We start from the raw sequence: 12,512 nt of genomic DNA, 5'->3' as shown, positions 1-12,512 counted from the left end.
GGTACAGTGGCGCTGGCCCAATACCGCGAACGACCAGGGAGGTGAGCCCCATTACCGCTGTGGCAGTCCGGGTGCTCTCCCCCCGTCGAGGTCCCGTCTGACCGGAGAGCGCCCTTCCGAACGGTGATTCCGGAAGGCACTCATGTCCGTCCCCCCCTCACTGCTTCCCTCGTCGCCCGACTGCGCGCCGCCGGCTGCGTCTTCGCCGAGGACGAGGCGGAGTTGCTCCTCTCGACCGCGCGCACGCCCGACGAGCTCGACACGATGGCCCGGCGGCGCTGCGCCGGTGAGCCGCTGGAACTCGTCCTCGGCTGGGCCGAGTTCCGCGGGCTGCGCATCGCCGTCGCGCCCGGGGTCTTCGTCCCCCGCCGCCGGACGGAGTTCCTCGCCGACCGGGCCGCCGCGCTCGCCCGCCCCGGCTCCGTCGTCGTCGACCTCTGCTGCGGCTCCGGCGCGGTGGCGACGGCGCTCGCGGCCGCCGTCCCCGGACTCGGCCTGCACGCCGCCGACATCGACCCGGCGGCGGTGCGGTGCGCCCGGCGCAACCTCGGGGAGGCGGGGCGGGTGTACGAGGGCGACCTGTACGCCGCGTTGCCGTCCCGGCTGCGCGGCCGCGTCGACGTCCTCGTCGCCAACACCCCGTACGTCCCCACCGCCGACATACCCCTCCTCCCCCCGGAGGCCCGGGACCACGAGCCCCTCGTGACGCTCGACGGCGGCGCGGACGGGCTGGAGGTCCAGCGGCGGGTCGCGGACCGGGCGCGGTCCTGGCTCGCCCCCGGGGGCTCCCTCCTCGTGGAGACGAGCGAACGCCAGGCGGTGCGCCTGATGGGCGTGTTCGCGGGCGCGGGCCTGGTTCCCCGGCTGGTGCGGCACGAGGAACTGGACGCCCACGTGGTGATCGGCGTGCGCCCCGGCTGGTCCGCGAGCTCCTCCAGCCCCCGGTGTCCGGGGTGAAGCCGACCGGGCCGGGGAGCTGCACGGCCTCCCCGTAGGGCCGGGACACGATGGTGAGGTACTCGCCGTCCTTGGGATCGGAGTGGACGGTGACCATCGCGCGGTCGCGGTCGGGCCGCCTCGCCCCGGCAGGTGCGGCAGACGCCACCGAGCAGAACGTCCGCGTCACCCCACGCGGACTTCCGTCGTCACTCTTGCGGGGCTCGGTGACCGCCTCGGATGACCGGCCTCGGCGGGCGTGAACTCGCCGTGGTGTACGCACGCTTGAGCCCGGCAACCCCGCCCCCGCCGCGCCCTCGAAAGAGTCACCCTTGCCCCCGCCCCCGTGCGAGGAGTTGGCTGAACGCCATGGAGTACACGCAACTCGGGCGTACGGGACTCAGCGTCGGTCGGATCGTTCTCGGGACGATGAACTTCGGTCCGCGGACGGACGAGGACGACAGTCACGCGATCATGGACGCCGCCCTCGACGCGGGCGTCAACCTCTTCGACACCGCCAACGTCTACGGCGAGGCCACCGACCGCGGCCGCACCGAGAAGATCATCGGCAACTGGTTCGCCAAGGGCGGCGGCCGCCGCGACAAGGTCGTGCTGGCCACCAAGGTCTACGGCGCGATGGCGGCCCCCGGCGCCGAGGCCCAGTGGCCCAACCGCTCACGGCTCTCCGCCCTCAACATCCGCCGCTCCGTGGACGGCAGCCTGCAGCGGCTCAAGACCGACCACATCGACGTCTACCAGTTCCACCACGTGGACCGCTCCACCCCGTGGGAGGAGATCTGGCAGGCCATGGACGTCCTCGTCCAGCAGGGCAAGATCCTCTACGTGGGCTCGTCCAACCTCGCCGGCTGGCACATCGCGCAGGCGAACGAGACCGCCCGGCGGCTCGGCACGTACGGGCTGGTGAGCGAGCAGTGCCTCTACAACCTGGCCGAGCGGCGCGCCGAGATGGAGGTCATCCCGGCGGCGCGGGCGTACGGGCTGGGGGTCATCCCCTGGGGGCCGCTGGGCGGCGGGCTGCTGGGCGGGGCGGTCCGCAGGGCGCAGGAGACCGGCCGGTCGGCGGAGGCGCTCGCGAACTCGGCGGTCCGGGACAAGGTCCAGGCGTACAAGGACCTCGTGGACAAGTACGGGCTGGCCCCCGGCGAGGTGGCACTCGCCTGGCTGCTCGCCCAGCCGGGGATCACGGGCCCGATCATCGGGCCGCGCACGGCGGAGCAGCTGGACTCGGCGCTGCGGGCGGTGGAACTGGAGCTCCCGGAGGAGCTGCTGACCGCCCTGGAGGCGATCTTCCCGGGGCCGGGACCGTCCCCGGAGGCGTTCGCCTGGTGAAGCCGGCGGGGGCTCACCGCACCGCGGCCACCACGGCGACGACGACGAGCATCAGGGCGAGCGCACCGGTCATGATCCGGTTCCTGGTCTTCGGGTCCACCCCCGAAGGGTAACCGGCCCCGTGGGCGGCCCGGGGTCCTAGGTCCGCCCCGGGGTCCTAGGTCCGCAGGTCCCAGGCGGCCAGGGTCTCGTAGCGGGGGCGCTCGCCCGGGACGCCGGAGCCGGGGAGCCGGCTGCGGACGAGTTCGAGGCGCCCGACGCGGAACGGGCTGCCCCGGAAGTCCGCCAGGGCCTCCGCGTACGGCCGCAGGGACACCCGCCCGGTGGCGCGGGCGAGCGTGAGGTGCGGGTGGAACGCCCGGCTCTCGTCCACGCCGGCCCCGGCCCGGCGGGCACCGGCGGCGGCCGAGCGGGCCAGCTCCCCCAGCACCCCGACGTCCCCCTCCGCACCGGCCCACAGCACGCGGTCCCCGAACCGGCCGCCCCGCGCGAGCCACAGCTCGTGCGCCGGGTGCCGGTGCGCGGCCCGCCCCAGCCGCTCGGTCAGCTCCGGGAGCAGCCCCTCGTCCACCTCGCCGAGGAAGGCGAGCGTGAAGTGCCAGGTGTCGGGGGCGGCCCAGCGCAGCCGCCCGGCGTCCGGGAGGGCGTGCAAAAGGGCTGTCGCGTCGGCGAGTTCGGCCAGGGCGGAGGAGGGCGGGGTCACAGCGACGAAGAGGCGCACGAGGTCAGTGTGACGCGCATGGGGAGCGACGAGCGGGAAAGCGGCCGGGTCGTCATCAGGAAGGGCGGAGTCGAGGACCTGTCCATGGCCATCGGCCTGTTCGACCGGGCCGTGGCGTGGCTGGTGGCCGAGGGCCGGCCGGGCCGGTGGGGCACGGAGCCGTGGTCGTCGCGCCCCACGACGGTTGGAGAACGTACGGCGGATGCCGGCGGACGGCCGGCCGTGGATCGCCGAGTACGACGGGGTGCCCGCGGGCACCCTGACGCCGGCCCGGCGCCCCCGGACTACGTCGAGCCCGCGGACGAGCCGGAGGTGTACGTGCTCCTTGTTCGTGACCGACCGCCGCCTCAAGGGCCGCGGCATAGGCTGCGCCCTCCTCGCGCACGCCGCGGAGGAGACCCGGCGCCTGGGCGTGGACCTCCTGCGGGTGGACTGCTACGCGGGCGGCGGCGGGCGGCTGGTGGCGTACTACGAGGGGCAGGGGTTCGTCCCCGTACGCCGTTTCACCGTGGGCGACTGGCCGGGACGGCTGCTGGAGCGGCGCGTGGGCTGAGGCCTGCCCGGCCCCGCGGCCGGGCGGCCGGTGGAGCCGGTGGCCGCGCCCGGAAGATCACGGGACGCCCCGGCCGCGGGCTGCTCCTGGCGAGCACCCCGCCGGCCGACGGCTCCCTCCCCCCGGACGCGGCGGCCCGGCTGCGCCGAAGCCCCCGCCGCCGCGGGCGGCGGGCGGGACCGGGGCGCGCGTCACGCCGACGCCGTCACCGCGGCCCGCTCCCCCTCCCGCTCCCGACGCGGCACGAACTCCACATGCCGGTGGCCGCGCCGCAGGTCGACGCGGAGGCGGACGCCGACCGCCCGTGCCAGGGCGAAGCCGATGGCGACGGCGGAGAGGAGCGAGGCGACACCGCCGGCGGCGAAGCCGACGCGGGGGCCGTACGTGTCGGTGACCCAGCCGACGACGGGCGCGCCGAGCGGGGTGCCGCCGACGAAGACCATCATGTAGAGGCTGAGGACGCGGCCGCGCATGGCGGGGTCGACCGCCATCTGCACGGTGGAGTTGGCGGTGACGTTGGTCGTCAGCCCGAACATGCCGATCGGCACGAGCAGCAGGGCGAAGAGCCAGAACGTCGGGGAGAGCGCCGCGGCGATCTCCAGCAGGCCGAAGGCCGCGGCGGCCCCGATCAGCACCCGGCGCCGCGAGCCGCCCCGCCGCGCGGCGAGCAGGGCCCCGGCCAGCGAGCCGGCGGCCATCAGGGTGTTGAAGAAGCCGTAGGTGCCGGCCCCGGCGTGGTAGACGTCGTCCGCGAAAGCCGTGAGCCAGATGGGGAAGTTGAAGCCCAGCGTGCCGACGCAGCCGATGAGGGCGATGGGCCAGATCAGGTCGGGCCGTTCGCGGACGTGCCGCAGGCCCTCCCGGAGCTGGCCCTTGCCGCGCGGTGTGGTCTCGGCCTTGTGCAGTTCGCCGGTGCGCATCATCAACAGGCCGGCGATGGGCGCCAGATAGGACAGCCCGTTGAAGAGGAAGGCGGCGCCGCTGCCCACGGCGGTGATCAGGACACCGGCGACGGCGGGCCCGACCAGCCGCGCGGACTGGAAGTTGGCCGAGTTGAGGCTGACGGCGTTGCGCAGGTCGGCCGGGCCGACCATCTCGTGGACGAACGCCTGGCGGGCGGGGTTGTCCACGACGGTGACGAGGCCGAGGGCGAAGGCCGTGAGGTAGACGTGCCAGACCTGGACGTGGCCGGAGAGGGTGAGGGCGGCGAGCGCGAGCCCGGTGAGGCCGCTCGCCGTCTGTGTGCCGAGGATCAGCAGTCGCTTGGGGCAGCGGTCGGCGATGACACCGCCGTAGAGCCCGAGGAGCAGGATCGGCAGGAACTGGAGGGCGGTGGTGATGCCCACCGCGGCGGACGAGCCCGTGAGGCCGAGGACCAGCCAGTCCTGGGCTATTCGCTGCATCCAGGTGCCGGTGTTGGAGACGACCTGGCCCATCGCGAAGAGCCGGTAGTTGCGGATCCTGAGCGAGCTGAACATGCCCCCCTTGTGCGGCAGGGGGGTGGTGCGTGCGTCGTCGTGGGGTTTCGGTGCGGGTGCGGAGTCTGCTCCGGGTCCCGTACTCAAGCGGGTTCGCCTCCTTTGTCCTGCGTACGCCTTACAGGTGCGCGAGTTTCTCCAGGACGGGCGCGGCGGCGCGGAGCGTCGCCCACTCGTCGTCGTCCAGCCGCCCGGCCAGCTCCGCCAGCCAGGCGTTCCTCCTGCGCCGGCTCTCCTCGAGCATGGCCTCGGCCTGCTCGGTCTGGGTGACCACCTTCTGCCGGCGGTCCTCGGGGTGCGGTTCCAGCCGGACGAGCCCCTTGGTCTCCAGCAGCGCCACGATGCGGGTCATCGACGGCGGCTGGACGTGCTCCTTGCGCGCCAGCTCGCCGGGGGTGGCCGAGCCGCAGCGGGCGAGGGTGCCCAGCACGGACATCTCGGCCGGGCTGAGCGACTCGTCCACCCGCTGGTGCTTGAGGCGCCGCGAGAGCCGCATGACGCCCGAGCGCAGCGCGTTGATCGCCGCGGTGTCGACGGCCGCCTCCTCGGGCGCCGTCTCTCCGCCGTGGGGGCCCTCCGCGGACGCGGACGGGGTACGGGACAGGTCCGACATGTTGTTTAGCCTAACTCATTACCTCGCCTAATGAAAGTGCGCATGCCGGGGCGCACGAAGCAAGAGGGCGGGGCGGTCCGTGAGGGACCGCCCCGCCTCGTGTGCCCGGCTCCGGCTCCGCTACTTCACGCCGAGCGCCCGCTCGATCGGGTCGAGCATGAAGTAGACGAGGAAGCAGGCCCCGACCACGTCGAGCAGCCAGGGGATCTCGCGGAAGCGGCGGTCGGCGATGCGCAGCAGGATGAAGGCGAGGACGCTGATGCCGATGCCGTTGGTGATCGAGTAGGTGAACGGCATCGAGACGATCGTCAGGAACGCGGGAATCGCGATCGTGAAGTCGCTCCAGTCGATCTCCTTGACGTTGGACGCCGTGATCAGGAAGCCGACGACCAGCAGGGCGGGGGTGGCGGCCTGCGAGGGCACGACGGTGGCCAGCGGCGTGAAGATCAGGGCCAGCAGGAAGAGGCCGCCGGTCATCAGGTTGGCCAGGCCCGTGCGGGCGCCCTCGCCGACACCGGCCGTGGACTCGACGAAGCAGGTGTTCGCGGAGGCGGAGCCCGCGCCGCCGGCGGCGACCGCGATGCCGTCCATCATCAGGATCCGGCCCATGTTGGGCAGTTGGCCGTTCTCGTCGGTCAGCCCGGCCTCCTCGCCGACGCCGATGATCGTGCCCATCGCGTCGAAGAAGCCGGAGAGCAGGACGGTGAAGACGAACAGGCAGCCGGTGAGGACGCCGACCTCGTGGAAGCCGCCGAACAGGCTGATGTCGCCGACCAGTCCGAAGTCGGGCGCGCCGACGACGTTGTCCGGGATGCGGGGCACGCTCAGGCCCCAGTCGGCGTCCGGGATCGTGGCCAGCTCGTTGACGACGATCGCCAGGAAGGTCATCACGACGATGCCGACGAGGATCGCGCCGGGCGCCCGGCGGACGATCAGGACGAAGGTGAGGATCAGCCCCGCCGCGAAGATCAGCACCGGCCAGCCGTGCAACTGGCCGCCCTGGCCGAGGCCCATGGGGACGGTGGTGTGGGCCGCGTCCGGGTTGCGGGTGACGAAGCCCGAGTCCACCAGGCCGATCAGCGAGATGAACAGGCCGATGCCGATCGCGATGGCGCGCCGCAGCCCGTTGGGGATCGCGTCCATGACCCGCTGCCGCAGGCCGGAGGCGACGAGCAGCATCAGCACCAGACCGGCCAGGACGACCATGCCCATCGCGTCCGGCCAGCTCATCTTGGGGGCGAGCTGGAGGGAGACGACCGCGTTGATGCCGAGACCGGCGGCGCAGGCGATGGGGACGTTGCCGATGGCGCCCATGAGGACGGTGGAGAGGCCGGCCATCAGCGCGGTGGCGGTGACCAGTTGGGCGTTGTCCAGCTTGTGGCCGTACTTGTCGATGCCGGCCCCGAGGATGATCGGGTTCAGCACGATGATGTACGCCATCGCAAAGAAGGTGGCGAGACCGCCCCGCATCTCCCGGGCGACGGACGAGCCCCGCTCGGAGATGCGGAACCAGCGGTCGAGCGGACTGCCGGACGAGGGCGGGTTCGGGGACGGCTGCTGGGCATCGACCGACGCGGTGGCCGAGGAGGACATAGACGGGACCTCAGTAGTCTGCTTTGGAGGATCAAACAATCAAGACCTGTCGGATCCGGTTCGGTTCAGTATGAATAAACAAGCCCCGAATTGCTATCTCCGCGCGTAGACCCCTATAGGGCCTGGGCTCGGGCTTGATCGATCCCGATCGGTCCAGCCGGACGGACTAGGCTGACGCCATGACGAAGTGGACCCCCAGGCACGAGGCACCGGAGCCCCTCGAAGGAAACGTGGTCGCCACCATCACCGGCGGCACGATCGTGTGGTTCGTCCTCTTCGTGATCCAGCTGCCCTTCTACGGCACGCTCCGGGACGGCGGCCACCTGTGGTGGCTGTGGACCTGCCTGGCCGGCGGCGGCCTCGGCCTGGTCGGCGTCTGGTACGTCCGCAGGCGCGACGCCGCGATCAAGCGGCACGAGGCCGCCCGCGCCGCCGAGCGCGAGCACTGAGCGCGGCCCGGCGCGAGCACTGAGCGCGGCCCGGCACGGGCACTGAGCGCGGCCCGGACGGCCGGGCAGGCCGAAACCGTCCCCTCACCGCCCGCCCCGGAAGGTGAAGCGGGCCGGACGCCCGTACCGTCGGAGGCATGAACGATCCGGCGGAGCCCGCGGAGCCCACCGCCCGCGGGCCGGCCCCGGCCCAGGCCCCGGCCCACCGCGGCCTCACCGCCACCGAGGTCGCCGAGCGCGTGGCCCGGGGCGAGGTCAACGACGTCCCCGTCCGCTCCTCCCGCTCCACCGCGGAGATCGTCCGGGCCAACGTCCTCACCCGCTTCAACGCCATCATCGGCGTCCTCTTCCTGATCATCCTGATCGTCGGCCCGCTCCAGGACGGCCTCTTCGGCTTCGTCATCGTCGCCAACACCGCGATCGGCATCTTCCAGGAGCTGCGCGCCAAGAAGACCCTCGACTCCCTCGCCGTCATCGGCGAGGCCAGGCCCACCGTCCGCCGCGACGGCCGCCCCGCCCCCGTCCCCACCGGCGAGATCGTCCTCGGCGACCTCATCGAACTCGGGCCCGGCGACAAGTGCGTCGTCGACGGCGAGGTCCTGGAGTCCGACGGCCTGGAGATCGACGAGTCGCTGCTCACCGGCGAGGCCGACCCCGTCGTCAAAAGACCCGGCGACCAGGTCATGTCCGGCTCCTTCGTCGTCGCCGGCGGCGGCGCCTTCACCGCCACCAAGGTCGGCCGCGAGGCGTACGCCGCCCAACTCGCCGAGGAGGCCAGCCGCTTCACCCTCGTCCACTCCGAACTCCGCACGGGCATCAGCCTGATCCTCAAGTACGTGACGTGGATGATGGTCCCGGCCGCCATCGGCCTCGTCGTCAGCCAGCTCGTCGTGCAGAAGCACGACTGGCGGGAGGCCGTGCGCCGGATGGTCGCCGGGATCGTGCCCATGGTCCCCGAGGGCCTCGTGCTGCTGACCTCCGTCGCCTTCGCCATCGGCGTCGTCCGGCTCGGCGGCAAGCAGTGCCTCGTCCAGGAACTGCCCGCCATCGAGGGGCTCGCCCGCGTCGACGTCGTCTGCCTCGACAAGACCGGCACGCTCACCGAGGGCGGCATGGACGTCAGCGAACTGCGCCCGCTGGCCGGCGCGCGGGAGGCGTACGTACGCCAGGTCCTCGGCGCCCTCGGCGGCGCCGACCCCCGCCCCAACGCCAGCCTCCAGGCGATCATCGACGCCTACCCCGACGGGCAGGGCTGGCGCTGCACCGGCTCCCTCCCCTTCTCCTCCGCCCGCAAGTACAGCGGCGCCGCCCTCCACGGCCCCGACGGCGACAGCGGAAACTGGCTCCTCGGCGCGCCCGACGTCCTGCTGCCCGAGGGCGACCGGGCGCTCGCCGACGTCGAGGAGCTCAACTCCCGCGGCCTGCGCGTCCTGCTGCTCGCCCGCGCCGCGCGCGACCTCGACGACCCCGACGTCGCCCGGGACGTCCGCCCCACCGCCCTCGTCGTCCTCGAACAGCGGCTGCGCCCCGACGCGGGCGACACCCTGCGCTACTTCGCCGACCAGCAGGTCGCCGCCAAGGTCATCTCCGGCGACAACGCCGTCTCCGTCGGCGCCGTCGCCGCCAAGCTCGGCCTGCCGCGCGCCGAGTCCCCCGTCGACGCCCGCCGGCTGCCCGCCCGCCGGGAGGAGATGGCCGACGTCCTCGACCGCGGCTCGGTCTTCGGGCGCGTCACCCCGCGGCAGAAGCGGGACATGGTCGGCGCGCTCCAGTCGCGCGGCCACACCGTCGCCATGACCGGCGACGGCGTCAACGACGTCCTCGCCCTCAAGGACGCCGACATCGGCGTCGCCATGGGCTCCGGCTCGGAGGCGACGCGGGCCGTCGCCCAGATCGTCCTCCTCGACAACAGCTTCGCTTCCCTGCCGTCGGTGGTCGCCGAGGGACGCCGCGTCATCGGCAACATCACGCGCGTCGCGACCCTCTTCCTGACGAAGACGGTCTACTCGGTGCTGCTGGCGATCCTCGTCGTCTGCACCCGGGTCCCCTACCCCTTCCTCCCCCGCCACCTCACGCTGCTCTCCACCCTCACGATCGGCGTCCCCGCCTTCTTCCTGGCCCTCGCCCCCAACAAGGAGCGCGCCCGGCCGCACTTCGTCCGCCGCGTCATGCGCTACGCCGTCCCGGCCGGGCTGATCGCGGGCGCGGCCACCTTCGCCACGTACGGGCTGGCCCGCGCCCACTACACGGGCGGCGACGCCCTGGGCGCCGAGACCAGCGCGGCGACGCTGACCCTCTTCCTGATCTCCCTCTGGGTGCTGGCGATCATCGCCCGGCCGTACACGTGGTGGCGGGTGCTGCTGGTCGCCGCGATGGCCCTCGGCTTCCTGGTCGTCCTGGCCGTTCCCCGGCTCCAGCACTTCTTCGCCCTGAAGCTGGTCGGGACCGCGCTCCCCTGGGCCGCCGTCGGGATCGCGGCCGCGGCGGCGGCCGTGCTGGAGGTGGCGTGGCGGTGGGTGGGACGGCGCTTCCCCGCCTAGCCGCCCGGCTCCTCGTCCTCCAGGAGGGTACGGATCTGCTCCCTCAGCTCCGGCGAATCCTGGTGCCGGTGCACCGAAACGGCGTGCTCGGTCGCCGCCTTGACGACTTCCTCCTCCTCACCGGAGATCGTCAGCGTGCAGCCGGACTCGCTGGGGAAGCGGCGGCAGTCGGCGACTTTCCTGGTCATCGCGGACCTCCTCTCGCCACCTCCAGCGTAGTTCTCAGAGCTTCTGCGCCCGGTCGAGGACCGCCCGGGCCGCGGCGCCGAGGTTCGGGCCGGACATGGTGGTGCTGTGCTCCAGGGCGTCGCCGTGGCTGTTGACCGAGACGAGCGTCCCGATGCCCGTCCGCGCGTCGAGCCCCGCGAGCCACGGCCCGCCGCTCGCGCCGCCGGTCATGTCGCACGGCACGCTCTGCTCGTCACCGGGGGCGGCCTTCGCGGTGCCCGTGCAGGCCAGCAGCCGCTGCCCCCGCTCGGGGCGCGAGGCCGGGTAGCCGAACGCGGTCACCTTCCCGCCCGGCTTGCGCCCGAACGCGACGTTCTGACCGCCGACGGCGTCGACGAGCCTCGTCCTCCGGACGGGATCGACGGTGAGGGCGGCGATGTCCGTGCGCCCCTCCGCGGCCCAGGAGGCCGGGGTCACCGTCGCACGCACCGGGAAGACGCCGTACGGGCGTTGGTCCTTCCGGTCGTACCCCGGGACGAAGACGAGGTCGGTGTAGGTGTTGGCCGGGGACGCGGACAGCCGTACGCAGTGGGCGGCCGCCATGACGGTGGACCGGTTGCCGCTGCGGACGGCGGCGGCGGTGCACCAGGTGTCGGCGCCCTTGGCGTTGACGAAGTAGAGCTTGCCGACGGTCTTCATCGCCACGCCCTTCCACGGGGTGGCCCTGGGCCCGGTCCGGCCGAGATCGACCGACAGGTCGGTCCTGCGCATCCGCTCGGGCGTCCAGTACGCGAGCGCGTGCTTGCGCGCCGCGGCGGTGTAGGCGACCTGAGCGGTGCCGGCGCCGGCGGGAGCCGCGAGGGCGGCGGGGGACGGTGCGGTGACGGCGAGGGCGGTGAGGGCGGTGGCGGCAAGGGCCGTGAGGGCGCGCGTGCGCATGGCGGGGGCTCCGGGGTGGGCGTGGGCGTCGGCGTGGTCGTGCGGGCTGAGCCGGGTGTTCCGGGTGTGGTGACGTGGGCGGGCGGCGGGCGGTTCCGTCCCGCCGCCGGCCCCCGCCGCCCGCCCCCGCGGAACGGATCAGACGGCCTCGGCCACGACCACCGAGAGCAACGTCGTCGTCGGCACGGCCCCGCTCATCCGGAACCCGGACCGGCCCAGCAGCCCCTCGAACTCCGTGGCCGTGCGCTCCCGTCCCTCGAAGAGCATCAGCATCACGGTGTCCATCCCGACCGCCGGGTGCGGGGAGCCGTCCTCCGGCAGCACGGCGTCGATCACCAGCAGGCGGCTGCCGGGGGCGGCGGCGCGGCGGACGCTGCCGAGGATGCGCAGGCAGTCCTCGTCGGACCAGTTGTGGAGGATGTTCTTCAGCAGGTAGACGTCCCCGCCCGGGGGCACGCCGTCGAAGACGTCCCCGCCCTCGACCCGCCAGCGCCCCTTCAACTCGTCGACGTCGAGAAGGTGTCGCTCGACGGTCCCCGGCCGGTCGAAGAGGACGCCGTCGAGCCCCGGGTGCCGGAGGAGTACGTCCCGCAGCAGGCCGCCCTGGCCGCCGGCCACGTCGACGACGGTGCCCGTCCCGGGGAACGGACACTCCCTGATCAACTCGTCGTTGCCGTACTGCGCGGCGAGCGAGGTCATCGCCGCGTCGAAGACGCGGCCCTTCTCGGGCGTCGCGGCCAGGTACGCGAAGAACCCCGTCCCGAAGGCCGCCTCGAACCCCGCCCGCCCGGTGCGCAGCGTCTCGCCGAGCCCTTCCGCCGACCGCCGGAACACCTCGTCCGTGCCCCAGAGCACGGCCGCCCGGTGCGACCCGGGGACGTCCGCCCGCAGCGCCTCCCCCACGTCCGTCAGCCCGAAGACCCCACCCGCGCTCTCCCTGAACACCCCCCGCTCACTGAGCAACCTCAACACCCGTCGCAACGGCCCCACCCGCGTCCCGGACCGCTCCGCCAACTCCTCCACCGCCCTGGGCCCCTCACCCAGCAGATCCGGTATCCCGTGATCCACGACGGCCCGCAACGCGGACGCGTACACGTGCCCGAACATCAGGTCGTAGAGCACCGTGGAGGACCGGTGCTCGCCGCTGCCGGCGGGGATGGTGGCCATGCGTC

Annotated in this window: 12 protein-coding genes; 5 read left to right on the top strand and 7 right to left on the bottom strand. The window is 73.4% G+C overall.

Annotated elements, in window-relative coordinates:
* The first annotated feature begins 123 nt into the window (after positions 1-123).
* A complete protein-coding gene (locus AC230_RS14120) occupies positions 124-957 on the top strand; it encodes a putative protein N(5)-glutamine methyltransferase (protein ID WP_241833220.1) in 834 nt (277 codons plus the stop codon).
* A 348-nt stretch (positions 958-1,305) separates the two neighbouring features.
* A complete protein-coding gene (locus AC230_RS14115) occupies positions 1,306-2,286 on the top strand; it encodes an aldo/keto reductase (RefSeq protein ID WP_049716532.1) in 981 nt (326 codons plus the stop codon).
* A gap of 157 nt (positions 2,287-2,443) precedes the next feature.
* On the opposite strand, the gene thpR is transcribed toward AC230_RS14115, so the two are convergent.
* Positions 2,444-3,007: an RNA 2',3'-cyclic phosphodiesterase gene (gene thpR / locus AC230_RS14110; RefSeq protein ID WP_049716531.1), complete on the bottom strand. Its 564-nt coding sequence runs from the start codon at positions 3,005-3,007 to the stop codon at positions 2,444-2,446.
* Between the two features lie 202 nt (positions 3,008-3,209).
* On the opposite strand from thpR, the gene AC230_RS14105 reads away from it, so the two are divergent.
* Entirely contained in the window at positions 3,210-3,560 is a 351-nt protein-coding gene (locus AC230_RS14105; protein ID WP_241833219.1) for a GNAT family N-acetyltransferase, read from the top strand.
* A gap of 191 nt (positions 3,561-3,751) precedes the next feature.
* Here the strand turns inward: AC230_RS14105 and AC230_RS14100 are convergent, their stop codons facing one another.
* From AC230_RS14100 to AC230_RS14090, 3 genes are all read right to left on the bottom strand, one after another.
* On the bottom strand, positions 3,752-5,125 hold the full coding sequence (locus AC230_RS14100) for an MFS transporter (RefSeq protein WP_049716530.1): 1,374 nt from the start codon (positions 5,123-5,125) through the stop codon (positions 3,752-3,754).
* Positions 5,126-5,156: 31 nt separating this feature from the next.
* Positions 5,157-5,534, bottom strand: a complete 378-nt coding sequence (locus AC230_RS14095; protein ID WP_107082154.1) for a MarR family winged helix-turn-helix transcriptional regulator — start codon at positions 5,532-5,534, stop codon at positions 5,157-5,159.
* A 237-nt stretch (positions 5,535-5,771) separates the two neighbouring features.
* Complete coding sequence (locus AC230_RS14090; RefSeq protein WP_049716528.1) at positions 5,772-7,244, bottom strand: NCS2 family permease; 1,473 nt, start codon at positions 7,242-7,244, stop codon at positions 5,772-5,774.
* A 179-nt stretch (positions 7,245-7,423) separates the two neighbouring features.
* Between AC230_RS14090 and AC230_RS14085 the strand changes: the two genes are divergently transcribed.
* Both AC230_RS14085 and AC230_RS14080 read left to right on the top strand, forming a co-directional pair.
* Positions 7,424-7,693, top strand: coding sequence for a DUF2530 domain-containing protein (locus AC230_RS14085; RefSeq protein WP_078871235.1), 270 nt, complete (start codon positions 7,424-7,426; stop codon positions 7,691-7,693).
* Between the two features lie 137 nt (positions 7,694-7,830).
* On the top strand, positions 7,831-10,233 hold the full coding sequence (locus AC230_RS14080) for a cation-translocating P-type ATPase (protein WP_049716526.1): 2,403 nt from the start codon (positions 7,831-7,833) through the stop codon (positions 10,231-10,233).
* Here the strand turns inward: AC230_RS14080 and AC230_RS14075 are convergent.
* From AC230_RS14075 to AC230_RS14065, 3 genes are all read right to left on the bottom strand, one after another.
* Complete coding sequence (locus tag AC230_RS14075; RefSeq protein ID WP_049716525.1) at positions 10,230-10,421, bottom strand: DUF1059 domain-containing protein; 192 nt, start codon at positions 10,419-10,421, stop codon at positions 10,230-10,232. The genes AC230_RS14080 and AC230_RS14075 overlap by 4 nt on opposite strands.
* 34 nt (positions 10,422-10,455) lie before the next feature.
* Positions 10,456-11,340, bottom strand: coding sequence for a trypsin-like serine peptidase (locus tag AC230_RS14070; protein WP_049716524.1), 885 nt, complete (start codon positions 11,338-11,340; stop codon positions 10,456-10,458).
* Between the two features lie 138 nt (positions 11,341-11,478).
* A complete protein-coding gene (locus AC230_RS14065; RefSeq protein WP_049716523.1) occupies positions 11,479-12,507 on the bottom strand; it encodes a methyltransferase in 1,029 nt (342 codons plus the stop codon).
* Positions 12,508-12,512: the final 5 nt, after the last annotated feature.

It is taken from the genome of Streptomyces caatingaensis, from assembly GCF_001187435.1.
GTDB lineage: Bacteria > Actinomycetota > Actinomycetes > Streptomycetales > Streptomycetaceae > Streptomyces > Streptomyces caatingaensis.
Note: the sequence above shows the minus strand (reverse complement) of the source record. Positions and strands in the feature narration are given on the sequence as shown.